The sequence below is a fragment of the Leifsonia shinshuensis genome (assembly GCF_013410375.1).
Taxonomy (GTDB): Bacteria; Actinomycetota; Actinomycetes; order Actinomycetales; family Microbacteriaceae; genus Leifsonia; species Leifsonia shinshuensis.
In genome coordinates this window covers 2,860,715-2,885,783 of the sequence record NZ_JACCFL010000001.1, presented here as the reverse complement: position 1 = coordinate 2,885,783, position 25,069 = coordinate 2,860,715, and the positions used below count along the sequence as shown (strand labels likewise).

Below are 25,069 nucleotides of genomic sequence, written 5' to 3'. Positions count from 1 at the left end.
GGAGGCCGTCAGTGGTCCGCCATCCGGCGGTACCGGCGTCGGCGGTCCAGTCGGCGAAGCACTGCGGCGGTCGTGGTGCCGATGACCGCGAGGATCGCGATGATCCCGACTGCCACCCACACACCGAGGGGGAGTGCTGCCGGCGCAGAGGTGTTCGCGAGCGGCTCGCTCGCGACCGGGTCGTCGCTGGGGACCGTCGCGCGCGAGTCGGCTGTCGGAGCGGTGCTCGTCGCCGGCTCCGCGGCAGCGGGCGGCGTCGCCCGGGGTGACGCGGATGCGGCCGGCGCGTGGGAAATGCTCGGTGCCGTGCTCGCAGGCGGGTCGGGGCGCCAGCCGGGCTCGAGTGTGATGACCGAGCCGCCCGTCGTCCCGCCGGCGACGCGGAACACGACCTGGCTGATCAGGACGGCGGTGGTGCCCGCCGTGTCGGTGCGCGGGGTGGAGAACACGATCCTCTGCTCCGAGCCTGCTGCCGCGTCCGGAGCGACCAGGATCGTGTACTCGATGTGGAAGCCGTCGGAGAAGGCGTCGGCCATCCGGATCGTCCCGGGCTCGCTGTAGACGTCCACCGGGCCCACACAGGGGCCCGGGCCGAAGTCCGGGTTGAATCCGATCGTGACCCTGAGGACGTCGCCGGCCGGCACATCGGCGGGCGGACTGCGCGGAGGCACCGGCTCGCCGGTCGTCTGGTCGATGACCTGGGCCCCAGCGCTGCACGAATTGCGGGGCGCCGGGACGAATCCGCGCACGTCGGCCGCCTCCGCCGCGCCCATCGAGGAGAGGGCGAGCACGACGCCGGCGAGGAGCGCGACCGCGCCCGAAACGACGCGACGCCCCCACCCACTGCCTCCGTCGACCACGGGCCGAGCGTGTCGCCTGCGGGTGAACGGAAGTGGGACGGCCGCGCAACGAGCGGTATTCGGATCGAGAAGGGAACGAGCGACCGCGCGAATGAACCTTTCCCCCTCCCACCCCGTGTACCTCTCAGGAGCCTGCCCACCATGACCATCCGCACGGAGAGCCGCATCATCGTCGCCGGCAGCGTCGGCGACGTGTGGGCGTACCTGTGTGACGTCGGCCGGTGGGCGGAGTGGGCGCCGACCGTCCTGGAGTGCCGGGTGCGGGGCGGGGGACCGCTGGCCGCCGGCGGCTGGATCGATCAGAGCGCGCGGGATTTCCGGTTCGGCCACCGGCGCAGCGAGCGCGTGACCGTCGTCGAGCCTCCGCACAGAATGGCCTTCGCCGGGACGATCGGCAGCTCGCCGGCGCGGTGGGGGATGGAGGTGCTGCCGGCCGGCGAGGAGAGCACCGACGCCATCATGTGGGTGGAGGTCGACCTCGCCAACGTCATGCGGCTCGTACCTCCTGGGATTCTCCGGCGCAGGATCCAGCGGACGAGCGACCGCGAGATGGCGGCGATCAAGGCGGCGGTGGAGGCGGACGTGCAGGCGGGGCTGGAGGCGCCGTGAGCCAGGTGGACCGCACCAGGGAGCGCCTGATCGAGACCTACCGGCGCAGGGCCGCGCACTACGACGTGGTCTCCCGGCTGTACCTGACTCCCGGCTACCCGCAGGGGTCGCAGCGGCGGCGTGCCGTGGAGGAGCTGCGCCTTCGCCCCGGAGACACCGTGGTGGAGGTGGCGTGCGGGACCGGCCTGAACTTCCCGCTGCTCGAGGACGCGGTCGGGCCGCGCGGCCGGATCGTCGGGGTCGACCTCACCGACGCGATGCTCGACCGGGCCCGGAGGCGCGTGCGGTCGCACGGCTGGCGGAACGTCGCGCTCGTCCAGGCCGACGCCGTCGACTTCCGCTTCCCGGAGGGAGTCGACGCGATCCTGTCGACCTACGCGCTCACCCAGGTGCCCGAGTGCGGGGCCGTCATCGCGCACGGCGCCGCGGCGCTCGCCGAGGGCGGCCGCTGGGGGGTGCTCGACCTGAAGGCCCCCGACCGGACGCCGGCGTGGCTGACGCGGCTGGGGGTCGCGGCGGTCGGGAGGTCCGCCGCGCTCGACGAGTGGATCGGCCGGCGGCCGTGGGAGGCGATCCGGGCCGCGATGGGGGAGGAGCTGGTGGACGTCTCCTGGAGCGAGCTGTGCTTCGGGTCGGCGTTCCTGGCGGCCGGGACGCGGGGCGGGGGCGAGAGGTTCGGCGCTCGTCGCTGACAGGTGCCCTCCTCCGGCCGCTAGGAGGCGTGAATCACGCCTCCGCGGGCCGCGCCGCCGCCTGGCCGGACCCCCGCCTGCGCACCTCGCGCAGCACGATCTGCTCGGGGCAGACGGTGGAGAGGAAGTCGCCGACGGACAGCGCGAGCCGGTCGCCGACCAGGGAGTAGAGGATCCGGTTGCCGTCCCGGCGCTCCGTGACCAGGCCGGCCTGGCGCAGCACGCTCAGGTGGCGGGAGATGGTCGGGCCTGTGGCGTTGAAGCGGCCGGCGATCTCACCCGCAGCGAGTTCGCCGTCCTTGAGGTCCTGCAGGATCTGGCGCCGGGTCGGGTGCGCGAGGGCGGCGAAGACCTCGGTGGCGCTGTCTGTCATGGTTGCAATATAGCACCATTGCTAGATACAGTTTCGCTCAATAGCTGATTAGCTCATTAGCGAAGGAGTTGGGTCGTGCGCATCGCCATCACCGGGGGAACCGGGTTCGTCGGACGTCACCTCGCAGAACGGCTGGAGCCGGACGACACGGTCGTCGTGTCGCGCCGCACCGGCGTCGCGATCGACGACGTGGACGCGCTCACGGCGGCCTTCACGGGCTGCGAGGCGGTGGCGCACTGCGCGGGGATCAACCGCGAACTGGGCGAGCAGACCTTCCAGCGTGTCCACGTCGAGGGGACCAGGGCCGTCGTGGAGGCGGCGCGCCGCGCCGGCGTGAAGCGGATCGTCATGGTGAGCTTCCTCCGCGCCCGGCCCGACTGCGGGTCGCCGTACCACGAGACCAAGTGGGCGGCCGAGGAGCTGGTGCGGACCTCTGGGATCGAGCACACCATCCTCAAGTGCGGGATGATCTACGGCACCGGCGACCACATGGTCGATCACGTGACCCGCGCGGTCCGGACGCTGCCGATCTTCGCGACCGTCGGCTTCCGCGAGCGAACGGTGCGGCCGGTCCCGGTCGAGGACGCCGTCGACGTGCTGCTCGCGGCGCTGGAGGGGCGCGTCCCGGAGCCGACGGTGGCCGTCATGGGCGCGGACGAGCTCACACTGGGGGAGGCCGTGCGCCGGATCGCCCGCGTCGCCGGACGTCGGCCGGTCTACGTGCCTGCGCCGGTCTGGACCATCCGGGCGCTCGCGCAGCTCACCGAGTGGACGATGGTCGTCCCGCTCGTCGCCAAGGCCCAGGCGCGGATGCTGGACGAGGGGGTCGACGAGCCGGCGCCGTTCGCTCCGGAGCCGCCGGCCGGCCTGCGCCCGTGGCGGTCCTTCGACGACGAGCGGATCCGGGCCGCGCTTCCGGTGGGCAGGTTCGGGCCGGAGGACCTCCGTGCTGTGCGCTGGTGGCGCGCGCGGCGCCGATAGCAACCGAACGGTCGGTTTCCCCAGTTCTGGGGATACGACGGGACGGCTGCGGACCCATAGGCTGAAGGGACCTGGCCTGCGTGCCCGGTGACGACAACCCGGTACCCGCAGTCGAGGACAACGTTTCATTTTGCTTACCCCGCGCTCGAGCGCGCTCAGGACACTGGCGGCGCTGACGATCGGCCTTTCCCTGTCCGGCTTCGCCGGCCTCGCTCCGGCCGCACCCGATCCCTCGACCCCCGCACCGAGTGCGCCGGCGTCCACCGACCCGACGGCGACGCCGGCGCCCACCGAAACACCCGCCCCGACCGGCACCCCGGCGCCGACCGACACTCCGGCGCCGACCGACACTCCGGCGCCGACGGACACCCCGACCCCGTCGCCGACCCCGTCCGGCCCGCCCACCACCGCACCGGCCACCGCCCCGAAGAAGGTGCTCTACGTCGCGATCCCGCATCCCGACGACGAGTTCGAGGCCGCGGCCCAGTACGCGAACACCCCGGCCGACTTCAAGGTGTTCGTGCTCATGACGCGCGGCGAGTCGACCTACCACTGCGAGCCGGCCGGGTACCGGCTGAGCGTCCTGGCCGGAGGGCCGCCCGCACCGGTCACGCCGCTCGGGATGCGCACCGCGTCGTGCGAGCAGGCGCGGCTCGGCTCGTGGGTCGGCTACTTCACCGCGATGTCCGCCGCCGACCCGACGCTCCCCGGTGACTTCGCCGCCCCGGTGACCACGCGGGCGTTCCCGACACGGGGCGCGCAGCTCTCCCGCGAGCCTCGCCAGCCCGAGCGCTCCACGGCGCCGGCGTCGACGAAGCGCTTCACCGACACCACCGCCCAGGTCTGGACGGACCGGCAGGGCAGGGGCGTCCTGATCGACTTCGACCTCGGCGACGGCGAGCTGACGCCGGACAAGGTGAGCTGGGCGATGCGGACCGTGCTCGGCAACCGCGCGGAGTTCGGGATCGACCCCGCCCTCCCGGACGACGGCGTCGTCGGCGCCTACAGCAACCTCGCGGCGCGCGGCTGCTTCATCTACGTCCACCCCGACCACGCCGCGGTCGACGACGCCCTCCGGGACGTCGACTTCGGCCTGCAGCGACAGCAGGTCGCCACCTGCCGCACCGATCCGGGCGCGACGGTCACCCGCACCGTCCCGGCCAACGAGCTGAACGCCGCCTACCCGCCGGACGGGTCGCTCGGGGCGTTCGGCGCCAACTACGGCTGGCTGGAGACGCCGGTCATCTCCCGAACGGACCAGAGCTCGCTGTTCATGGGCGTCCAGAGCTTCGACGTCCGGCACCAGCACAAGACCGACAAGCGGGTCAGCGGGTCCGACCGGTTCTCGACGGCCGTCGCGATCTCCCGGGCGGGCTACCCCGGCACGGTGCCCGTCGTGTACGTGGCGTCGGCACTGAACTACCCCGACGCGCTGTCGGCGGGAGCCGCGGCGGCGAAGCAGGGCGGCCCGCTGCTGCTCACCTCGCCGGGAGGGCTGCCCGGCGTGGTCGCGTCCGAGATCGGACGGCTGAAGCCGGCCACGGTCGTCATCGTCGGCGGCGAGAACGCGGTCGGGCCGGCAGTCGCCGCCCAGCTCGCGGCGCTGGCGCCGACGGTCGTGCGGATCGCGGGCTCGGACCGGTACGACACCAGCCGCCGGGTGGCCGCGTACGCGTTCCCCGCCGGATCGGCGCCGACCGCCTACGTGGCCAGCGGGAACAGCTTCGCCGACGCCCTCTCGGCCACCGGCGTCGCGGGCGGGCAGGGCGCCCCGGTGCTCCTGGTCGGCGGGGACGCCGCCTCCGCCGCCGGCGTCGCGAGCACCCTCGCAGCGCTCCGCCCCGCGTCCATCACGGTCGTGGGAGGCACGAACGTCGTCCCGGCGTCGGCCCAGACCGCGTTCGCCGCGATCGCGCCGGTCCACCGGCTGTCCGGCTCGGACCGCTTCGCGACGAACGCGGCGGTGATCCGCTCGGTGTTCACCTCCGCCGACGACGTGCTGGTCGCGTCCGGCCTGAACTTCCCGGACGCGCTCACGGGCGCCGCCTGGGCCGGCCACGCCGGGATGCCGCTGCTGCTCGCCCGCGGCGGCTGCCTGACCAAGCCGGCGTCGGACACCGTCTACGCGCTGGGCGCGGGATCGCTCACGCTCCTGGGCGGCGCGGACGTCGTCGGCGACGACGTCGCGGCGGGCGTCATCTGCTGAGCGGGCGGCATCGCTGCGTAGGGTTGCCGCTCGCGGTCGTTGCGCAGGTCGCCGCTCGCTGTCGTTGCGGCGGGGGCGGCGCTCTCTTTCGCTGCGCCGGTGTGTCGGGATGCCGCTCGGCGTCGCTGTACCGAGGCGCTGCCCGCCGCTCGCGCCGGGCGCTGCCCCGCCGTCAGAGCGCGGGGACTGCGCCCGTCACTGCGCCGGGACCCCGCTCGCCTGCGAACCCCCGCTGTCGACGACGCGCACCGCGTCCGGGCATCCGGACTGCGCGGCCGCGCGGAGCAGGCCGCCCGCCTGCGCGTCGGACAGCGAATAGCTGGAGCGTTCGACGGCGACCACCTGGGCGTAGAACGCCGGTGACATCTTCGGCGACCGGAGTGTCGAGCAGACCAGGTCGGTGAACTCGCCGACGGTCTCCGGCGTCACGTCGTGAACCGTGGGGAGGCCGGCGACGTAGTCGAGAACCGCCGCGTCACCCGCACTCAACGGAGTCGACGGGCCCGGCGTCGCTCCGCCCGGCGTGCCGGTCGGACGCGGTCCCGCGGCGGCGGGGGAGGAGGCGCGCGGCGCCGGCGACCGGTCGGGTGCGACCGCGGCGAGCGCGGCCGCGCCCGCGACGAGGCCGACGGCGGCCACCGCCACGACCGCGAGCACGATCCGACGTCCGTTCGCCACGCTCACCCCCCCCTGGTGCGAGTCTTCAGCCTACCGGCCGGCCCGGGCCGTCCCGCTCACCAGGGCAGCACGCCGTAGCCGCCGTCGCCCTCCCGCAGCCACAGGTGCCCCCACAGGATCCCGGACGGGCCGTCGTCCGGCAGCGTCGCCAGGTGGACGCTCGGCTCCGCGCCGTCCTCGACCGAGCGGACGCCGCGGTGGTCGTTGAAGTCGGTGTCGGTGAAGCCCGGGTTGGCGGCGTTCACCTTGATCGGGGTGTCCTTCAACTCCTTCGCGTACATCGCGGTGAGCATGTTGACCGCCGCCTTCGACGACGGGTACTGGGCCGAGGCGGGCAGGTCGTGGAGCGGGCTGGCCGGGTCGGACTGCGAGCCGATCGAGCCCACCTCGCTGGAGACGTTGACGATCCGGGCGGCCGCGGCGCGGCGGAGCAGCGGGAGCATCGCGTTGGTGACGGCGACGACGCCGAACACGTTGACCTCGTACACGGCGCGCATGTCGTCCAGGGACGTGGCGCTCGCGAGGGCGCGCTGCCGCGAGACGGTGGCGGTGCCCGCGTTGTTAACCAGGACGTCCAGCCGGCCGAACTCGCGGTCGATCCACGCGGCCGCCTCCTCGATGGAGGCCTGGTCGGTCACGTCGAGCCGGACGAACCGGGCGTCCGCTCCGCCGTCGCGCAGCGCGGCCTCCGCGGCGAGGCCGCGCTGCTCGTCCCGCGCGCCGACGAGCACGGTCATCCCGAGCTCGCCGAGCCGGCGCGCGGTCTCGAGGCCGATTCCCTTGTTTGCCCCGGTGATCAGGGCGATCTTCGTGGTCACGTCGATCCACTGTACGCGCGGACGGGTTCACCGTTCCCGGCGCGTCGGGTAGTCTCGATGACGGAATCGGCGCGGGGAGGCCGCCTCCATCGCCCGCGGTTGCGGCGCAGCTCCCCGCCGCTGCGATCCCCGATCACCTCCGCCTCATCAGGATCAACCGCTGTGCCCTGCCACGGATCGGCCGAAAGGAACACTGTGCGCTCGACGAACACTGTGCGCTCGACGAACACTGTGCGCTCGACCGGAAGCAAACCCGTGCGCTCGACCGAGCTGGACTCCCTGCGCGGAGCCGCGGCGTTCGCCGTCCTGCTGTGGCACACGACCGCGAGCTCTCTGCACGGCTTCCTGGTGGGCTCGCACTTCGCGCCCGTCGCGAGCCCCTGGTACAACCTGATCATGTATTCGCCGCTGCGGATCTTCAGCGCGGGCCCGGAGGCGGTCTGGCTGTTCTTCATCCTCTCCGGCTTCGTGCTCACCCGCTCCGCCGCGTCGCCGCACTACCGCTGGGACGCCTACTACCCGAGCCGGATCATCCGGCTCTACCTGCCGATCATCGCCGCCGTGCTGCTCACCGCACTGACGTTCATTCTGCTTCCACGCCAGGTCACCCCGGCGAACAGCCCGTTCGTCGGCGGTCTCCCGAACGACTACGGTCTCGGCCTGATGGTGCGGGACATGACCCTGCTGACCGGCACCACCTCGGCGAACGTGCCGCTGTGGTCGCTGCAGTGGGAGGTCCTGTTCTCGATCCTGCTGCCGATCTACGTGCTGGCCGCGCGGTCGATGCCGAAGCTGGCGCTGGCCGCCTCGGTCGCGCTCATCGTCGCCAGCGTGTGGACGGACTCGCTGTTCCTGCTCTACATGCCGATGTTCCTCATCGGGTCGGTGCTCGGCTTCCACTGGGAGGCGATCGCCGACCGGCTCCGCGTCGTCGCGGCCGGGGACCTCCGCGGGACGCTCCTCGGCACGGCCGGCGTGCTCGTCGCGGTGTTCCTGATCACGTCGTCGTACACGTTCAACTTCTTCATCATCCAGCAGGCGGGCACGAGGTCGCTGGTCACCAGCAACGCGTTCACCCTGCTCCGCCTCGCCGGGATCGTCCTGCTGCTCTGCCTCGCCCTGACGTTCCCGCCGCTGCGCCGCGTGCTGCGGTGGCGGCCGCTGGTGGCGCTCGGGACCATCTCGTTCAGCCTCTACCTGACGCACGGCCCGCTGACGATCGGGCTCGCGTTCGTGATGGGGCCGGGGATCGGGACGACGATCGTGCAGATCGTGGGCAGCCTCGCCCTGGCGGTCGCGTTCTACTTCGGCGTCGAGAAGTGGGCGCACCGGCTCTCCCGGCACGTGGCGCGGACCATCCGGGAACGGTGGAAACCGGCGCCCGCCCCGGCGGCGGCGGAAGCCTAGGTCCGGTCCTTCCGCGGCATCACGACCTCCTTGATGATGAGGATGATCCCCGCGGAGATCGGGATGGCCACCAGCGCGCCCGGGAGGCCGAACAGCGTCGAGCCGGCGAGCGCCGAGATGAGGACCACGGAGCCGGGCACCGACACCGCCTTGCCCATGACCTTGGGCGTGAGGACGTATGCCTCCACCTGCATGTAGACCAGCATGAAGACGAGCACGACGATCGCGCTCACCGGGGAGTGGATGAGCGCCAGCACCGTCATGATCACCGTGGTCAGCACGGTTCCGATCAGCGGGATCAGCGTGATGAAGAACGCCGCGAGCGCGATCAGGAAGGCGCCGGGCACGCCGGTGACCAGCAGCAGGATGAGGCTGTAGGTCGCGTTGAAGAACGCGAGGATCACCATGCCGCTCAGGTACTTGCCGAAGTTCTGCAGGATCCGCTCGGAGTAGCCCTCGAACCGGTCGCGGTGGGACTTGCGCACCAGGTGGTAGAGGGACGCCTTCGTGGAGTCGTAGGAGGCGATGAAGTAGATGGTCAGGATGGCGATGAAGAACCCGGTGGTGAAGCCGTTCAGCACCGAGAGGCCGAAGCCGACCAGGCCGTTGCCGACGTTCGCCCAGGTCTGCGGGTTCTTCACCTGGTCGGAGATCCAGGTGAGCGCCTGACCCAGGACGCCGTTGCTCGCCGCGTTCGTGGTGTCGTACCAGCCCTCGGCGCGCAGCTTGGCGACCTCGGCGGGAATGGCCGTCGCGAGGTTGGTGATCTGCTGGATGATGAGCGGAACGACCACCCAGATGATCCCGACCAGCACGCCGACGATGAGCAGGATGACCGTGACCAGCGCCCAGCCGCGCTTCATCCCGTGCCGCTGGAACCAGCGGATCAGCGGGTCGAGGCCGACCGTCGCGAACGCTGCGAGGAACACCGAGAAGATGATCGACCGGAGGCCGTACAGCATGTACCCGGTCGCGATCGCGCCGAGGGCGCCGAGGGTGACGACGAAGCCGAACAGCAGCGGGCTGCGCTTGTACAGCGGTCCGCCGTCGCCGTCGGCGGCGCCGCCGCCGTCACCGGCGTGCGCCTGCATGCGCCGCTCCGGCGACTGGATGAAACGCATGGCCCCGCCTCTCGTCGTCGGCGTGTGTCACGCCTTCCGCCGAGCGTAGGGGCGCGGAAGGCGGGGCCACAAGCGCGACGCGCGGTCAGCGGTCGCGCGCGATGACCGAGAAGTCCTTCCCGCCCTGGCCCGCGTCGATCGCACGCTGCAACTCCGCCGCGACCAGCGCGACGGCCGGGAGCGGCACGTCGGCGGTGGCGAGCATGAGGCGCGCGTCCTTGGCGAGCGCGTCGGCCGTGAACTGGGCGTCGTCGAACTCGCCCGCGACGACGACCGGTCCCTTCATCGCCGCGAACGGCGCGATCCCGGTCAGCGACAGCGTCGCCAGCACGTCGTCGTCGGCGAGTCCGGCGGCACGGCCGAACCGGAGGGCCTCGGACAGTGCCTCCATGGAGATCGCGAGAGCGAGGTTCGCCACCAGCTTGGCGGCGGCCGCGGCGGCCGGCGTGTCGAACGTGCGGAGCTTCTCCTGGTCCGCCCACAGCCCGACGATGCGTTTTGCCTCGCGGACCGCGTCGTGGTCGCCGCCGACGAGGACGGCGAGTGCGCCGGCGCGGGCGGGAGCGAGCGAGCCGACGACGGGGGAGGCGACGTACCGGATGCCGAGGGAGGCCGCGCGCCCGGCGAACTCGGATGCGTCGTCCGGCGACACCGTGGTCACGTCGATCCAGAGCGTGCCGGGGCGCCACGGCAGGTCCGCGTCGAGCAGTGTCTCCCGGACGGCGTCGGGTCCGAACAGCACGCTCACGACCGCGTCCGCGCCGGCGACCGCCTCCGCGGCGGAGCCCGCGACACGGGCGCCGCGACGGCCGATCGTTTCGGCGGGGCCGGGTGAGCGGTTCCACACGGTCACGATGTGGCCGGCGTCGATCAGGTGGGGGACGAGCTCGCGGCCCATGCGGCCGAGCCCGAGGAATGCGATGTCCATAGCGCCACTGTCCACCGTCGACGGCTCAGACGGAACCCGGGAGGCGGGGCGGAAGACCTGAAGCGCGCCCGTCCGCCTCCCGGAGCGGCGAGTCGATCCCTCCGGAGCTGACCGCCGCCGCATCCTCGCCGCTCACGCGAACGGCCGCACCTCGATCGGCAGCGTCGTCGCGACGGCGAGCCGTCGGCCCCACTCGAGGGCGGCGTCCCGATTGGGAACATCGACGATGGTGAAGCCGCCGAGGTGCTCCTTGCTCTCCGTGAACGGTCCGTCGGTGGCGAGCACCTCGGAGCCCGACGGCCGCAGCACGGTGGCCGACTCCGGCGGAAGGAGGCCGTTGGAGAACACCCAGGCGCCGGCCGCCCGCATCTCGGTGTTGAGGGCGTCGAGGTTCTCGCCGATCGCGGCGAGGACCTCCGGCTCGGGGACGGGCCCGTCGGGCTGGTAGACGCTGAGCAGGTACTGGGACATGGTCGTGATTCCTTCCTCTCACCTTTCGTACGAACGGGGAGGTGTCATCTCGACATCATGTCCCAGAACGGTCACATTCCTCACGAATGTCGACTCTGACGCGGCGAACGTCGACATTCGTGCGGAATGTCGCCGGGGGTCAGCCCACCCGCTCCAGCTTCGCGACCCCGATCTTGGAGTCCGCCATCCCGTAGAACACCCAATCGGTCTCGCCCACCCGCTCGATCGCGGTGGGGAACACCACGTTCGGCACGATGCCGCTGCGCTCCTCCTCGGTCTCCGCGCTCAGCAGCGGCTCGGCGGTGCGCTGGACGACCTTCCACGGCTCGTCGGCGTCGAGGATCATCGCGCCGGCGGCGTAGTTGACGTGCTTCTGCTGGTCGACGCCGCGCTCCAGGCGGCCGGTGACGCCGTGGTGCAGCAGCAGCCAGCCCTCCGGCACGCGCACCGGCGCGGGTCCGGCGCCGATCTTCAGCTCCTCGAACGGGAACTCCGGGCCGGCCAGGAACCGGTTGTGCCGCCACCGGGCCAGCTCACCGAGGTCGTCGCGCACGGCGGCCAAGGGGATGAACGCGATCCAGATGCTCGGCCGCTTCTCCTCCAGTCCGGTCGGCGGGTGCGCGCCCTCGCCGTCGCGGACCTCGCCGAGGTCCCACACCGGCCGGTGCAGCACCGCGAGGCTCTCCACGCCGTCCGGTCCCGTCACCGGCTCCGGGAAGAACACGGTGTCCTTGTTGTGGAACAGCGCCAGGTCGACGCCGAGCTCGTCGTCGTACTCGAAGCTCACCGGCCCAAGGCGCTGCCAGGACCGGAGGTCGGAGGAGACGGCGACGGCGGTGCGCGGCCCGAGCGGGCCGTAGGCGACGTAGGTCATCACGTGGAGGCCGAGGGCCGGCACGAACGTGGTGCGCGGATCCTCCACCCCGGAGTTGCGCCGGCCGCGCTCGAAGTCGCGGTCCGGCGCCAGCACGACCCCCTCCCGCTCGACGCCGACGGGTACGCCGCCCTCGACGACGACCCGGGCGAGGCCCACACGGGACACGTTGCCGTCGGCGACCAGCCGGGGCAGCAGGTACAGCTCGCCGTCGGCGTCGCGGCCGGACGCGGGGTTCAGCACGCCCTCGGCCTCCAGCGGCTCGCCGGGGTCGGGGGTCATCACCACGCCGGCGCGGGTGAGTGCATACGGGAAGGGGGCAGTCACGTCGTGACCTCCTTGTAGACGTAGAGTTCGCGCTCTCCTCGGGGAGCGTCCCAGCCTTGCGCGAACGACCAGCGGCCGTCCAGCCTCTGCAGGCCGCCCCAGGCGAGGGAGCCGCCGCGGTGGAGGCCGGTCTGCGTGAAGGGGGCGTCGACGGAGTAGTGCGCCTGGGCCGCGGCGAAGTCGCCGTTCTCGTCGGCGTAGAAGAAGTCCAGCACGAGGTCGTCCCCGCGCACCACGGCGCAGGCGACCTCGAACAGGCTGCCGGACAGCGGCGACAGGTCGAGGTAGGGCTGCTCGGCGAAGGTCCAGGACACCAGGTCGTCGGAGTGGCCGATCATCGGCCGGCCGCCGCAGCCCTCGGAGAGGTACATCAGGTACTCGCCGCCGATCCGCACGGCGCGGCCGTGCTCGTCGCGCGGCACGACGGCGCCCTTCGCCCAGTCCTGGGACACCTCGAGCGGCACGACGAGGCCGATCTTCTCCCACGACATCAGGTCGTCGGAGACGGCTCCCATGATGTCGACGGCGATGTCGCCCGCTTCCGTCCGCCGATTGGCGTTGTAGAACAGCACATACCGTCTGTCGGCCTCGTAGACCTTCGGGTCCTCGCAGCCGAGCGGCTCGTTGGGCAGCGTCGGGTAGACGACCGGGTTGGCCGGGTCGTCGTGCCACACCCCGTCCCGGCGGACGGCGTGGCCGATCCGGCTGGCCAGCGACTCCATCCGCGGGGAGGCGCGGTAGAACAGGTGCAGCTCGCCGTCGCGCTCGATCATCGTCGGGTTGAAGATCGCGCTGCTCGTCCAGCCGACGCCGGTGGGGTCGTCCCACTGGCCGTCCAGCCGGAAGGTGAGCGCCGGGTCCCGCTGGAACGGGCCGATCGCCCAGTCCGGCGGGTCGACGTAGTTCGCCGAGAAGTGGTCGGTCGAGATGTGGTCGGTGAGGGCGTTGGAGTGACCCAGCGCCTCCTCGTAGCTGAGGCGGAGGGCGTCGGTGTAGACGGCGTCCACGGTTCTCCTTGCGTTGCGTGACGGGTGGTGGGCGGCCGGCTCAGCCCTTGACGGAGGAGCCGATGTCGGTGGAGGTGAAGTAGCGCTGGAACACGATGAACAGCACCACGACGGGTGCGGCGAGCACCACGGCCCCGGCGAGGATCGCCCCGTACGGGTTCGACGTGGAGGCCGCGACCGTGCTGATGTAGTTCGCCAGCGAGACGGCCAGCGGCTGCAGGCTCGCCTCCTTCGTGATCAGGAACGGCCAGAGGAACTCGTTCCACGGGCCGATGAAGGTCAGCAGCAGCACCGTGACCAGCGCCGGGCGCACCAGCGGCAGCGCCACGCGCCAGAGCAGCGTGAACTCCCCGGCGCCGTCGATCCGCGCCGCGTCGAACAGCTCGCGCGGCAACTGCAGGAAGTACTGCCGGAAGATCAGCACCGCCGCCGAGTTGATCGCGAACGGCAGGATCATCCCCAGGTAGCTGTCGCCGAGCCCGTAGTTGCGCGCGATCAGCACGTAAAGCGGGATCATCAGCAGCTGGAACGGGATGGTCTGCACCAGCAGCGCCAGTGCGAAGGTCACCCCGCGGCCCCGCCACTGCAGGATCGAGAGCGCGTACCCGGCGAGCACCCCGAACACGACCGTGAACAGCAGCACGCCGCCGGTGAAGATGCCCGAGTTGACCAGCCCCTGCCAGAGGTTGATCCGGGAGTCGATCGCCGCGTAGTTGTGCAGAGTCAGGTTGGCGGGGTTCGGGAACGCGCCGGCGACGGTGGTGTCCGGGGACGCCTGCAGCGACCCGACCAGCATGTAGTAGAAGGGGAACAGGAAGGCGATGGCGCCGAGCGTCAGCACGACGCCCTGCAGGATCGCCTGCGGCCGGCTCAGCCGCGTGGAGGCGGCCAGGTCGCGGCGGCGGCGCTGCCGGGGAGCGCGCGGGCTGCGCGCCGCCGGGTCCGCGCCCGTGGTCTTCAGGGTGGTCATCAGTCGCGTCCTCCCGCGAATCGGTTCTGCAGCCAGCCGATGATCAGCACCAGGATCACGAGCACGACGCCGATCGCGGCGGCGTAGCCCGGGTGGCCCTGCTGGATGCCCTGCTGGTAGATCAGGAGCACCGGCGAGGTCGAGTGGCCGTCCGGGCCGCCGCCCCCGGTGAGGAGGTACGGCTCGGTGAAGAGGTTGGCGCCGGTGATCGTGGCCAGCAGCAGCACCAGCACCGTCGCCGGACGCACGCCCGGCACGGTGACGGAGAAGAACTGCCGCACCCGCCCGGCGCCGTCGGTCGCCGCCGACTCGTACAGCTCGCGGGGCACGTTCTGCAGCGCCGCGAGGTACAGCAGGATGTAGAGGCCGAGCTGCTTCCAGGTCACGTAGATCGCGATGGTCGGCATCGCCAGCACCGGGTTGACGAACCACGACGGGTTCGGGGCGAGCGGGCCGAGGATCTGGTTCACCAGTCCCGTGCTGTTGAACAGGAACAGCCAGACGCCGATGATCGCGACGCTCGCCGTGACGTACGGCACGTAGTAGCTCACGCGCAGGAACGTCCGGAATCGCGTGATGCTGTTGAGCCCGTTGGCGAGCACCAGCGACAGCACCACGGTGAGCGGCACGTTGATGATCAGGAAGATCCCGACGTTGATGAACGACTGGATCACGGCCGGGTCGGTGAAGACCTGCACGTAGTTCTGCAGGCCGACGAAGGGCTGCGTGACCTGCGCGCCGGGGGCCGCGAAGAAGTAGTCGAAGAACGAGATGTAGACCGCGTACACCAGCGGGTACGCGAAGATCAGCAGGACGAAGATCAGGTACGGCGCGGCGAACAGCCAGCCGAGCGGGTTGCTGCCGAGGACGCGCCTCACCAGGGGAGGGCGCCGCCGCGGGGCCGTCCCGGCGGCGGGCGCGGTGCCCGCCGCCGGGGGAGCGGAGAGGGTGCTCATGGCTACTTCTGAGCCTGGAGCTGGTCGATCTTCTGGGACGCGGCCTTGAAGGCGTCCTCGACCGAGCCGTTGCCGTTGATCACCGCCTTGGAGTAGGCGTCGCGGAGGGCCTGCAGCTGGGCGATGGTGTTGGTGCCCGTCGGGTCGTCAGCGGTGCGCTCGCTCTGGGCGCCGAACTCCTTGTACGCGGGGTGCGCGTCGAAGTAGCTGGAGTAGACGCTCGCGACGTTGGAGCGGATCGGCATCTGGCCGGTGACGTCCAGCAGCTTGCCGTCCTGGTCCTTCGAGGTGGCGTACTTGATGACGTCCCAGGCCGTGCCCTGGTTCTTGCACGAGGTGTACATCCCGATGTTCTTGGCGTCCGGGAAGGTGTACGTCTCGTCGGCGGACTTCCCGTCCTTGGTCGGGACGGGCACCGAGCCCCACTGGATCTTGTCGCCGTAGTACGCGATGGCCCACGGGCCGACGATGGCCATGGCCGCCTTGCCGTCGGCGAAGGCGTCGCCCTGGTACTGCTCCTTGCCGGCGAGGCCGTCGGCGTAGATGCTCTTCCAGAAGTTCGCCACGTCGAGCGAGTCCTGGCTCGTGAGCGTCGACTTGCCGTTCTCGATGAAGGTCTTGCCGCCGGTCTGCGCGGCCAGCAGGGGCAGATAGTCGAAGTTCGGCTGGAAGAACTCGCTCGTCGGGGCCGGGTAGATCGCGTACGGCGCGGCGCCGGACGACTTGATCTTCTGGGCCGCGGCGAGGAACTTGTCGTAGGTCGACAGGTCGGGCTTGCTCGGGTCCAGGCCGGCCTTCTGGAACAGCGCCTTGTTGTAGAAGATCATCACCGGGTTCTGCTTCCACGGCATCTGGTAGAAGTCGCCGTCAGGGGACTTGTACTGGTCGGCCGCTTTGCCGCTGCGGGACTCGATGTAGGAGGCGCCGTCGGAGAACTTCGACAGGTCGACGAGGCCGCCCTGCTTCTGCCACTGGCCGGTAGCCGCCGGGAGGTTGTTGAACACCAGGCAGGGCGTCGTGCCCGCGGTGATGGCGGCGCCGATGACCTCCTCGGTGCTCTTCCCGGCGGGGACCTCCTGGGCCTTGATCTGCTCCTTGGGGTGCGCGGAGTTCCAGGAGGCCACCATGGCCTTGCCCCACTGCACCTCCTGCGCGTTGTTCGAGTACCAGATGGTGATCGGGCCGTGCGCCTTCATGGCGTCGGTCTGTCCGCCTCCTCCGCTGGAGCCGCAGGCGGCGAGGGTGCCGGCGACGACGCCGGCGCTGATGACGGCGACCGCGAGTCTGCGGAAGCCGGTGATGCGTTTGCGCATGATGTGTGCTCTTTCCGTGATTTCAGTGACGCGATGGCGGCGCCGTGGAGGCGCGCACCACCAGTCGGGCAGGGGGCAGGGCGACGTCGGCAGGCTCGCCGTGCTCCACCAGCCGCAGCAGTGCGGTGGCGGCGGCGATGCCCCAGCCGGCCGGGTCGTTGTCCAGGGTCGTGAGGGTCGGATAGATGTAGGTCCCGATCTGGGAGCCGTCCAGCCCGGTGATGGACAGGTCGTGGGGGAGCCGGAGGCCGCGCTCGTGCGCGACGCCCATGCCGGCGATCGCCATCGGGTCGTTCCCGTAGACGATCGCGGTCGGCGGCTCTGCGGAGTCGAGGAGCGTCTTGGTGGCCTCGGCGCCCTGCTCCGGCGAGAAGTCGGTGGGGACGATCACGGGGTTCAGTCCCGCCGCCCGCATCGCCTGCTCGAAGCGCTCGCGGCGGCGGAGGCCGTGCAGCATCCGCTCGTCGCCGGACACGTGCGCGATGCGCCGGTGGCCCAGGCCGAGCAGGTGCGCCACCAGCTCGTCGATGCCGGCGTCGTAGTCGCGCGTGATGACGGGGAACGGGCTGCCGCCGACGGGCTCGCCGAGCGAGACCGCCTGGGAGCCGAACCGCTGCACCAGCGCGATGCGGTGGTCGTCGGCGAGGAGGTCGGTGAGCAGGAAGCCGTCGACCCGCTTGTCCGCGGCGAGGCGCTCGTAGGCGCGCGCCTCCGCCTCGTGGTCGGGGACCACGGTCAGCACCAGCACCTGGCCGCGCTCGGAGAGCACGGTCTCGACGCCGGCGATGAACGCCGCGAAGAACGGGTCGACCTCGATGGTGCGGGCGGCGCGGCGGAGGATGAGGCCGAGGGCGTAGGCGCGCCGGGTGGTGAGCCCGCGGGCGCTCGGGTTCGGGGTGAACCCGAGCTCCCGCGCGGCGGCGAGGATGCGCTCGCGGGTGTCCAGGGCCACGCCGGGCTTGCCGTTCAGCGCGAGGGACACCAGGCCCTTGCTCACGCCCGCCGCTCGTGCGACGTCGTTGATCGTGATGTCGGCCGGCGTCATCGCGGCACCACCGTGGTGAAGCCGCCCGGCACGACCGTGACCGTGCCGTGGCCGTTCAACGGGATCGGGGCGCCGACCTGGTGGCCGGAGGCGTCGTAGCGGGTGGCGAGCACCGGGCCGGAGGAGCCGAGGTGCTGCGGTACCGTCGCCGAGGTGGCGTTGACGTAGACGTCGAGGCTGCTGGATCCGGTCAGGCCGAGGTGCGAGACCACCGGCTGCACGAGCACCGCGTCCAGGCGGCCCTGGCCGCTCACGCGCGCCGTGATCGTGGTCGCGTCCGCGGGAGCGGAGACCGGCAGGGTCCGGGGCAGCAGGAACACCGGACTGGGCGCGATCCCCTGTGCGCCGGGGCGTACGTTCTGGCTGGTGCCGAGCTGCACGGTGCGGTTGCCCGCGCTCGCCGTCCACGCCGTCGTGCCCGACCCGCTCGTGGCGGTGCCGTCGGGTCCGAGGTCCTCGATCGGGAGGATGCGCGCGGCGGCGTGGCCTGCGGGAAGCGTCATCGTGACCGTCGCGCCTGTGGCGGCGGAGACGTAGGCGCCGCCCGACCAGTTGGCCGAGCCCGTCCACGCGGATGGCGGGGTCACGACCGTGGCCGGACCGGTGAGCGCGCCCTTCTCGGCCTCCACGACCTGGAGGCCGTCGACGGCGGAACGGTGCGTCAGCGCCAGCGCCTCGCGCTTGATCGCCGGGTGGGCGTCCAGCGCGAGCATGCTCAGCTCGGTGTGGATGGCCGACTCGGCGCCGCAGTTGTGGTTGACGCCGCCGTCGCCGCCGATCCCGTCGACGCAGACGCCGGTGGCCGGGTCGTAGACCGGGACACCGGCCGGGTTGGCCCCGAAGTACCAGGCGGCCTGGGCGCCGGCGAGGGTGGCGAGGCCGGTCGAGCCGGTCGCGTCGGAGGCGGCGACCAGGCCTTCCACGCGGGAGTCGACACCGTACGCGATCTGCGACGGGTCGGCCGGGGTCGGGGTCCAGCCGTTGTCCGGGCCGCCGCTGGCGAGGAGCTGCGGGGTGAAGCTCGCGAGGTCGGTGTTCGCGGCGTTCTGGAGGCCGCCGTCGTGGAGCTGCGTGGCGGCCGCGGTCAGCGCCGCCGGCTGCATGCCGCCCCAGGCGTGCCAGAAGGTGGGGGAGTTCGCCTCGGGCAGCAGCGCGCCGAACGGCCACTGGCCGGTGCCGCCGGAGGAGAGCCTGGCGATCCCCTTCGCGTAGCTCTGGAGGTCGGTCCGCGCCGGGGTGTCGCCCGGCGCGGCGGCCGTGTAGGCGCTCAGGCCGAGCACGGCCTCCGCCGTCGGGCTGGCGCTGCCGACGATGAGCCAGCCGGGCACGGTGACGCCGTTCGCCGTCTCGGTGGTGCCGTACTTCGCGAGCGACTGGCGCTCCAGCGAGCGGAGCGCGAGCGACATCCGCTGCTGCAGGAACGACGCGAACGCCGGGTCGGACTTCTGGAAGCCCGCGTAACCCTCGCCGAGCGCCCAGACCGTGCGCGCCAGCCAGTACGACTCGGCCGAGTCGCTCGGGTTCGGCTGGTCGGCCGGGATCGCGGACGGGTTCAGCGTGCCGTCGTGCTGCTGCCAGAGCACGACATTGCCGGCGTTCGGTCCGGAGTCGACCTGCAGATAGGTCAGTTCGCGCAGCAGCTCGTAGGCCGAGGCGCGGCTGGCGGCCGTGCCGTTCTGCCTCCAGTCGCGGAGGTAGACCACGGCCGCGCGGGAGATGTCGTCGGCGTCGAAGGACCCCTGCGCGTACCAGCCCTTCGCGGCGTTCGTGATCGGGCCGCCGCCGACCCGCGTGAAGCTGCCGTCGGCGTTGCGGTTCGCGTAGACCCACGGGGCGCGCGCGGTCGGCTCCTGGCTCTGCCGATACGTGGAGTGACCCGCGACCCCGGGAAGCAACGGCACATCGTCCAGGAGGAAATTCAGATGGGCGAGGTTCGTCAGGGTGGGGGCGGCCGGGGCCGCGGGGGCGGGGGCGGCGTCCGCCGGGGCGGCGAGCGCCGGGACGAGCACGGCGGCGGCGAGGGCGGCGCCCGTCGCTGCGGCGAGGAGTCGATTCCGCTTCATCGCGTTTCCTGTCTCTGCGTTTCGTGTGTGGTCCCGTCCACCCCTGAACGGGTGACGTCTAAACCGGTTTAAAGGACGGTAGCCGCGGTTCTCGGATCTGTCAACGGGGTCACCCGGCGCTTCACCCCACGGGGTCTTGTGCCGTCCTGCACCCGCGACGAGACTGGGGCGACCGGCCGCCGACGTCCGGCCTGGCCCCGACCGAGGAGGAAACGTGGAGTACAAGGACATTCCGACCAAGGCCGACATCGAGAGGATCGCGGCGCATCGCGAACCGGGCTGCGTCAGCATCTACCTGCCGACCGGGACGACGCCGCCGGAGGCGGACCGGGCGCGCATCGAGCTCAAGAACCACCTCGCCCTGGCGGTGAAGTCGCTGGAGGCGCTGGGCGTCGACCGGCGCCGGATCGCCGCCGTCCAGGCCGAGGGGGAGGGCATCCTGGAGGACCGCGACTTCTGGCGCTACCAGTCCCGCTCGCTCGCCGTCTTCCTCGACGGGGAGCTCGCCGAGACCTTCCGCCTCGCCAACCGGCTCACCTCCGCGTGCGAGGTCGCCGACCGGTTCTACATCAAGCCGCTGCTGCGGGCGGTGACCTTCCCGCAGTCGGCGCTCATCCTCGCGCTCGCGCAGAACTCCGTCCGGCTGATCCGCATCGACCCGGAGCTCCCGCCCGCGCTCATCGAGGTCGAGGGGATGCCGAAGGACGTCGCGTCGGCCGTCGGCCTGACCTCCGTCAGCGGGCGCTCCGCCGAGGGGCGCATCCAGGGCTCCGAGGGGCAGAAGGTGCGGATGCTGGAGTACGTGCAGGCCATCGAGCGGGCGCTGCACCCGCTGCTGGCGACCTCCACCGAGCCGCTCATCCTCGCCGCGGCCGAGCCGCTGATCGGGATCTTCCGCGGCGCCACGGACTACCCGCGCCTGGTGGACGACGTGATCGCCGGCAACCCGGAGGAGAAGACCGAGGACGAGCTGGCGAGCGCGGCGCGCGGTGTGCTGGACCGGCTGTACGCGGCCAAGATCGCCGCCCTCAAGGAGGACTTCTCCACGCGCATCGCCGCCGGGACGGCCCTGGCCGACCTGAGCGACATCGCCCGGGCGGCGACCTACGGCGCGGTGGAGACCCTCGTCTTCGACATCGACCGGCGGGTGCCGGGCACCCTGGACGACGAGACCGGCACGATCACCTACGCCGACGAGGACTCCGCGGGCAACTACGGCGTGGTCGACGAGATCATCCGGCGCTCGCTGGGGTCGAAGGCCAAGGTATACGCGCTGCGCGCGGAGGACGTTCCGGGCGGCGGCGCGGCGGCCGCGGCGGTGCGCTTCCCGGTCTGACCCGCGGCGGCAGGGTCAGCGGAGCTCGGCGCGGGTGAGGGCGAGCACGAGGAACTCCTGGACGGCGGCGAGCCAGTCGTAGGCCGCGCGGCGCGTCGCCGACTCCAGGTCGTGCACATCGCCCTCGTCGCCGTCCTCCTCGATGCCGAGGCCGGCGGCCAGCCCGAGCCGGATGTCGGTGAGGGTGCGCAGCCAGGCCTGCGCCTGCTCCGCGTCCAGGCTCACGTCGACGGCGCCGTCGGGCGCCGTCTCCTCCGCAGGCCCGCTCAGCGAGGCGATCACGACGTGGGCGTTCTGCGTCTTCGTCTCCGCCAGGCGCTCGGCCGTGAACCGGCGGAACTCGGCCGACGCCTCCGGGTCGTCGGGATACGCGTCGGGGAGGAGGCGCGCCAGCGCCGGGTCGGCGGAGGTCGCGCCCGGCGACTCCGCTCCCGCGCGCTCGGCCCGCTCGGCCGCCTCCGCGGCCAGCCCGCGCAGGATCGCGGCCTCGCCCGCCTCGAACCGCGCGTGCACGCCGCCGCCGTGCCGGTCGGCGCGGAACGGCCTCACGCGTCCGCCTTCGTCAGCGTGGCCCACAGGCCGTAGCCGTGCATGGCCTCCACGTGCCGCTCCATCTCCTCGCGGGTGCCGGTGGCGACGACGGCGCGGCCCTCGTGGTGGACGAGCAGCATGAGCCGCTGCGCCTCCGCCTTCGAGAACCCGAAGTAGCTCTGGAACACGTAGGTGACGTACGACATGAGGTTCACCGGGTCGTTCCACACGATGGTGACCCACGGTGAGCCGAGCTCCAGCCGCTCGCCGAGGTCGACCTCCTCCGCGGTGTCGGGTTCCGTGACCGCGGGCGTCACCGTGCCTGAGCCTCCGCGATGGCGTCGGCGGCGCGCACGAGCGCCAGGTGGGTGAGCGCCTGCGGCGTGTTGCCCACCTGCGACCGGCCCTCGACGTCGTACTCCTCCGAGAGCATCCCGACGTCGTTGGCCAGCGAGACGAGCCGGTCCATCAGGCGCACAGCGTCGTCCAGGCGGTGCGAGCGGGCGTACTGCTCGGCGAGCCAGAACGAGCACGCCAGGAACGGATGCTCGCCGGGCGGGAGGCCGTCGACGCCCTTCTCGGTGCGGTAGCGCAGCGCGAGGCCGGCGCGCATCAGGTCCTCCTCGATCGCCTTCACCGTGCCGAGCATCCGGGGGTCGTCGTAGGCGCAGTAGCCGACCTGCGGGAGCAGCAGCAGCGAGGCGTCCACCTCGGTCGTGCCGAAGTACTGGACGTACGTGCCGCGGTGCTCGTCGAAGCCGTTGGCCTCCACGTCGGCGCGGATCTGGTCGCGCAGGTGCCGCCAGCGCTCCACCGGACCCTCCAGGCCGTACTGCTCGACGCCGCGGATCGCGCAGTCGAACGCCGCCCACACCAGCACCCGGGAGTGGGTGAACATCTGCTCCTCGCCGCGGATCTCCCAGATGCCGTGGTCGGGCTTGCGCCAGTTCTGCTCCAGGTACCCCATCAGCGCGCGCTGCAGCGCCCAGGAGAACCGGGTCTCCTGCACCCCTGCCTCGCGGCCGTGGTCGAGCGCCAGCATCACCTCGCCGATCACATCGGCCTGGAACTGCGTCGACGCGTCGTTGCCGATCCGCACCGGATGCGCGCCCTGGTAGCCGGGCAGGCTGTCGATCTCCCGCTCGGCGAGGTCGCGTTCGCCCGCGAGGCCGTACATGATCTGCACGTCGCCCGGGTCGCCCGCGATCGCGCGCAGCAGCCAGTCCCGCCAGTGGTCGACCGAGTCGTCGTAGCCGTGCGCCAGCAGCACGGCGATCGTCAGCGACGCGTCGCGCAGCCAGACGTAGCGGTAGTCCCAGTTGCGCTCCCCGCCGAAGTTCTCCGGCAGGGAGGTGGTCGCCGCGGCGACGATGCCGCCGGTCTCCAGGTGCGTCAGCGCGCGCAGGATGAGCAGCGAGCGCACGACCTCCTCGCGGTACGGCCCGTCGTGGTCGCAGCCGTCCGCCCAGTCCGTCCACCACTTCCTGGTGTTCTGCAGCGAGGTCTCGACGTCGAGGGCCGCCGGCGCCTCGCGGTGCGACGGGAACCAGGTCATCGACAGGTCGACGGTCTGGCCGGCCTTGACGATGAACCGGCCTTCGTGCGCGTGGTCGGCCGGGTGCAGAGCGGAGCCGCGGAACACCAGCCCGTCCGGCCCGGCGACCGCGACGAGCGGTGCCGGCTTCTGGTCGGTCATCCTGCGCACCCAGGGGATGGCGGTCGCGTAGCCGAAGCGGATCCGCAGCTCCTCGCGCAGCTCCACCTGGCCGCTCACCCCGCGCACCCGGCGCACGAGGTCGGCGCGGTGGTCGCCCATCGGCATGGCGTCCACGACCTCCACCTCGCCGGTGGCGGTGCGCCAGCGGGTGACCAGGATCATGGTGTCCCGCTCGTAGTGGCGCGTGCTGGTGGCTGTGGGATCGGAGGGCGCGAGCAGCCAGCGGCCGTGGTCCTCCGTGCCGAGCAGCGCGCCGAAGGTGGACTGCGAGTCGTACCTCGGCAGGCACAGCCAGTCGATGCTGCCGTCCCGTCCGACGAGGGCCCCGGTGAAGCAATCACTGATCAGGGCGTAATCCTCGATGGGGAGCGACATATCCCCAGTATGGCCGTACTGTGAAGCGCATGACGCAGTCCGTGGGCACTCTGGTGATTCTCGGAGCGAGTGGCGACCTGTCGTCCAGGCTCCTCCTCCCTGCGATCGGACAATTGCTCACCCACCACCCGGAACGGCGTTTCCACCTCGTCGGCTCCGGGGCCGAGGACTGGTCGGACGCGAAGTGGCGCTCCGTTGTGAAGGCGTCGTTCAAGACGGTGAAGGCCGGTGGCCCAGCGGTGGAGCAGCTGCTCAAGAGCACCGTGTACCTCCCCGCGGACGTGACGAAGCCCGACGACCTGCAGACGATCTTCGACGCCTGCGAGGGCGCGCCCGCCCTGTACTTCGCTCTGCCGCCCGCGATCACCGCCAAGGCGTGCGAGGCGCTCGGCAAGCTGACGCTGCCGGCCGGGCTGACGCTGGCGCTGGAGAAGCCGTTCGGCACCGACAAGCGCTCGGCCATCGCGCTCAACAAGCGGCTGGCGACGCTGGTGCCGGAGGACCAGATCCACCGCGTCGACCACTTCCTCGGCAACTCCACCGTGCTGAACCTGATCGGCCTGCGCTTCGCCAACAGCATCCTGGAGCCGGTCTGGAACGGCGACCACATCCAGAGCGTCGACATCGTCTACGACGAGTCGCTGGGGCTGGAGGATCGCGCCAGGTACTACGACCACGCCGGCGCGCTGATGGACATGATCCAGAGCCACCTGCTGCAGGTGCTCGCGGTCTTCGCCATGGAGCCGCCCAGCGCTCTGGACGCCACCGACCTGCGGGACGCGAAGGCGATGGTGCTGCGGGCTACCCGGCTCTGGAAGGACGACCCGCTGATCTCGAGCCGGCGCGCCAGGTACACCGCGGGCACGATCGACGGCCAGAAGCTCCCGGCCTACACGAACGAGCCGGGGGTCGACCCCACGAACGACACCGAGACGCTGGCCGAGATGACGGTGCAGATCGACACCTGGCGCTGGGCCGGCGTCCCGTTCACGCTGCGCTCGGGCAAGGCGCTCGGCACGCGCCGGCGCGAGATCCTGGTCACCTTCAAACCGGCGCGGCACATCCCGCGCGGGCTGAGGGGACACCGCGAGCCGACGATGCTGCGGATCATGCTGGCGCCGGACGCGATGTCCCTGGAGCTGAACATCAACGGCCCCGACGACCCGCACGAGATCGAGCGCGTGGCGCTCAGCGCGGACTTCGGGCCCGGGCTGCTGCTCGCTTACGCGGAGGTGCTGGAGGGCATCCTCGACGGGGACCCGTCGCTGTCGGTGCGCGGCGACACGGCGGTGGAGATGTGGCGCATCGTGGCGCCGGTGATCGCGGCGTGGAAGAAGGACGAGGTGCCGCTGCAGACCTACCGAGCAGGATCGGACGGCCCGGCCTCGTGGAAGAAGATCGGCTGAGCGGA

The 25,069-nt window shown here is 71.8% G+C and carries 24 protein-coding genes; 7 read left to right on the top strand and 17 right to left on the bottom strand.

Annotation, left to right across the window (positions count from 1 at the left end; genetic code table 11):
• Positions 1 to 8: 8 nt before the first annotated feature.
• A complete protein-coding gene (locus tag HNR13_RS14025) occupies positions 9 to 860 on the bottom strand; it encodes a hypothetical protein (protein ID WP_179606707.1) in 852 nt (283 codons plus the stop codon).
• 141 nt (positions 861 to 1,001) lie between these two features.
• On the opposite strand from HNR13_RS14025, the gene HNR13_RS14020 reads away from it, so the two are divergent.
• Positions 1,002 to 1,469, top strand: coding sequence for an SRPBCC family protein (locus HNR13_RS14020; protein WP_179606705.1), 468 nt, complete (start codon positions 1,002 to 1,004; stop codon positions 1,467 to 1,469).
• Complete coding sequence (locus HNR13_RS14015) at positions 1,466 to 2,161, top strand: methyltransferase domain-containing protein (RefSeq protein WP_179606703.1); 696 nt, start codon at positions 1,466 to 1,468, stop codon at positions 2,159 to 2,161. Before HNR13_RS14020 ends, HNR13_RS14015 begins: the two co-directional genes overlap by 4 nt.
• 34 nt (positions 2,162 to 2,195) lie before the next feature.
• On the opposite strand, the gene HNR13_RS14010 is transcribed toward HNR13_RS14015, so the two are convergent.
• Positions 2,196 to 2,534 carry a metalloregulator ArsR/SmtB family transcription factor gene (locus tag HNR13_RS14010; protein ID WP_179606701.1) on the bottom strand — a complete coding sequence of 113 codons (339 nt, stop codon included), beginning with the start codon at positions 2,532 to 2,534 and terminating at the stop codon, positions 2,196 to 2,198.
• Between the two features lie 75 nt (positions 2,535 to 2,609).
• Here HNR13_RS14010 and HNR13_RS14005 point away from each other — a divergent pair, with 75 nt between their 5' ends.
• Both HNR13_RS14005 and HNR13_RS14000 read left to right on the top strand, forming a co-directional pair.
• The gene (locus HNR13_RS14005) at positions 2,610 to 3,515 is read left to right on the top strand and encodes an NAD-dependent epimerase/dehydratase family protein (protein WP_179606699.1); all 906 of its coding nucleotides are present in this window, start codon (positions 2,610 to 2,612) and stop codon (positions 3,513 to 3,515) included.
• Between the two features lie 130 nt (positions 3,516 to 3,645).
• Positions 3,646 to 5,721, top strand: a complete 2,076-nt coding sequence (locus HNR13_RS14000) for a cell wall-binding repeat-containing protein (protein ID WP_179606697.1) — start codon at positions 3,646 to 3,648, stop codon at positions 5,719 to 5,721.
• 195 nt (positions 5,722 to 5,916) lie between these two features.
• Here HNR13_RS14000 and HNR13_RS13995 read toward each other — a convergent pair whose 3' ends face one another.
• Complete coding sequence (locus HNR13_RS13995; RefSeq protein ID WP_179606695.1) at positions 5,917 to 6,399, bottom strand: hypothetical protein; 483 nt, start codon at positions 6,397 to 6,399, stop codon at positions 5,917 to 5,919.
• A 56-nt stretch (positions 6,400 to 6,455) separates the two neighbouring features.
• A complete protein-coding gene (locus HNR13_RS13990) occupies positions 6,456 to 7,217 on the bottom strand; it encodes an SDR family NAD(P)-dependent oxidoreductase (protein ID WP_179606693.1) in 762 nt (253 codons plus the stop codon).
• Between the two features lie 255 nt (positions 7,218 to 7,472).
• On the opposite strand from HNR13_RS13990, the gene HNR13_RS13985 reads away from it, so the two are divergent.
• The gene (locus HNR13_RS13985) at positions 7,473 to 8,624 is read left to right on the top strand and encodes an acyltransferase family protein (RefSeq protein ID WP_179606692.1); all 1,152 of its coding nucleotides are present in this window, start codon (positions 7,473 to 7,475) and stop codon (positions 8,622 to 8,624) included.
• On the opposite strand, the gene HNR13_RS13980 is transcribed toward HNR13_RS13985, so the two are convergent.
• The 10 genes from HNR13_RS13980 to HNR13_RS13935 form a co-directional block, all read right to left on the bottom strand.
• Positions 8,621 to 9,745 (bottom strand): AI-2E family transporter, encoded by a 1,125-nt coding sequence (locus HNR13_RS13980; protein WP_246312774.1) that lies wholly within the window; start codon positions 9,743 to 9,745, stop codon positions 8,621 to 8,623. The genes HNR13_RS13985 and HNR13_RS13980 overlap by 4 nt on opposite strands.
• A gap of 85 nt (positions 9,746 to 9,830) precedes the next feature.
• On the bottom strand, positions 9,831 to 10,673 hold the full coding sequence (locus HNR13_RS13975; protein WP_179606690.1) for an NAD(P)-dependent oxidoreductase: 843 nt from the start codon (positions 10,671 to 10,673) through the stop codon (positions 9,831 to 9,833).
• Between the two features lie 132 nt (positions 10,674 to 10,805).
• Positions 10,806 to 11,144, bottom strand: a complete 339-nt coding sequence (locus HNR13_RS13970; protein ID WP_179606688.1) for a YciI family protein — start codon at positions 11,142 to 11,144, stop codon at positions 10,806 to 10,808.
• 139 nt (positions 11,145 to 11,283) lie between these two features.
• Positions 11,284 to 12,300, bottom strand: coding sequence for a glycoside hydrolase family 130 protein (locus HNR13_RS13965; protein ID WP_179609487.1), 1,017 nt, complete (start codon positions 12,298 to 12,300; stop codon positions 11,284 to 11,286).
• Positions 12,301 to 12,341: 41 nt separating this feature from the next.
• Positions 12,342 to 13,352, bottom strand: coding sequence for a glycoside hydrolase family 130 protein (locus tag HNR13_RS13960; protein ID WP_179606686.1), 1,011 nt, complete (start codon positions 13,350 to 13,352; stop codon positions 12,342 to 12,344).
• Positions 13,353 to 13,392: 40 nt separating this feature from the next.
• Positions 13,393 to 14,322, bottom strand: coding sequence for a carbohydrate ABC transporter permease (locus HNR13_RS13955; RefSeq protein ID WP_179606684.1), 930 nt, complete (start codon positions 14,320 to 14,322; stop codon positions 13,393 to 13,395).
• Positions 14,322 to 15,278, bottom strand: a complete 957-nt coding sequence (locus tag HNR13_RS13950; RefSeq protein ID WP_179606682.1) for a carbohydrate ABC transporter permease — start codon at positions 15,276 to 15,278, stop codon at positions 14,322 to 14,324. The genes HNR13_RS13955 and HNR13_RS13950 overlap by 1 nt, the downstream gene beginning before the upstream one ends.
• A gap of 2 nt (positions 15,279 to 15,280) precedes the next feature.
• Positions 15,281 to 16,591 carry an ABC transporter substrate-binding protein gene (locus HNR13_RS13945; RefSeq protein ID WP_179606680.1) on the bottom strand — a complete coding sequence of 437 codons (1,311 nt, stop codon included), beginning with the start codon at positions 16,589 to 16,591 and terminating at the stop codon, positions 15,281 to 15,283.
• A gap of 22 nt (positions 16,592 to 16,613) precedes the next feature.
• Positions 16,614 to 17,636, bottom strand: coding sequence for a LacI family DNA-binding transcriptional regulator (locus tag HNR13_RS13940; protein WP_179606678.1), 1,023 nt, complete (start codon positions 17,634 to 17,636; stop codon positions 16,614 to 16,616).
• On the bottom strand, positions 17,633 to 19,699 hold the full coding sequence (locus HNR13_RS13935; protein WP_179606676.1) for a hypothetical protein: 2,067 nt from the start codon (positions 19,697 to 19,699) through the stop codon (positions 17,633 to 17,635). Before HNR13_RS13935 ends, HNR13_RS13940 begins: the two co-directional genes overlap by 4 nt.
• A 214-nt stretch (positions 19,700 to 19,913) precedes the next feature.
• On the opposite strand from HNR13_RS13935, the gene HNR13_RS13930 reads away from it, so the two are divergent.
• A complete protein-coding gene (locus HNR13_RS13930) occupies positions 19,914 to 21,035 on the top strand; it encodes a baeRF8 domain-containing protein (protein WP_179606674.1) in 1,122 nt (373 codons plus the stop codon).
• Between the two features lie 15 nt (positions 21,036 to 21,050).
• On the opposite strand, the gene HNR13_RS13925 is transcribed toward HNR13_RS13930, so the two are convergent.
• From HNR13_RS13925 to HNR13_RS13915, 3 genes are read right to left on the bottom strand one after another with little or no spacing between them, the layout of a single operon-like run.
• Positions 21,051 to 21,584, bottom strand: coding sequence for a DUF2017 family protein (locus HNR13_RS13925; RefSeq protein ID WP_179606672.1), 534 nt, complete (start codon positions 21,582 to 21,584; stop codon positions 21,051 to 21,053).
• Positions 21,581 to 21,883 carry an ATP-dependent Clp protease adapter ClpS gene (gene clpS, locus HNR13_RS13920; protein WP_179606670.1) on the bottom strand — a complete coding sequence of 101 codons (303 nt, stop codon included), beginning with the start codon at positions 21,881 to 21,883 and terminating at the stop codon, positions 21,581 to 21,583. The genes HNR13_RS13925 and clpS overlap by 4 nt, the downstream gene beginning before the upstream one ends.
• Entirely contained in the window at positions 21,880 to 23,658 is a 1,779-nt protein-coding gene (locus tag HNR13_RS13915) for a glycoside hydrolase family 15 protein (protein ID WP_179606668.1), read from the bottom strand. The genes clpS and HNR13_RS13915 overlap by 4 nt, the downstream gene beginning before the upstream one ends.
• A gap of 29 nt (positions 23,659 to 23,687) precedes the next feature.
• Between HNR13_RS13915 and HNR13_RS13910 the strand changes: the two genes are divergently transcribed.
• The gene (locus HNR13_RS13910; RefSeq protein ID WP_179606666.1) at positions 23,688 to 25,064 is read left to right on the top strand and encodes a glucose-6-phosphate dehydrogenase; all 1,377 of its coding nucleotides are present in this window, start codon (positions 23,688 to 23,690) and stop codon (positions 25,062 to 25,064) included.
• Positions 25,065 to 25,069 lie beyond the last annotated feature (5 nt).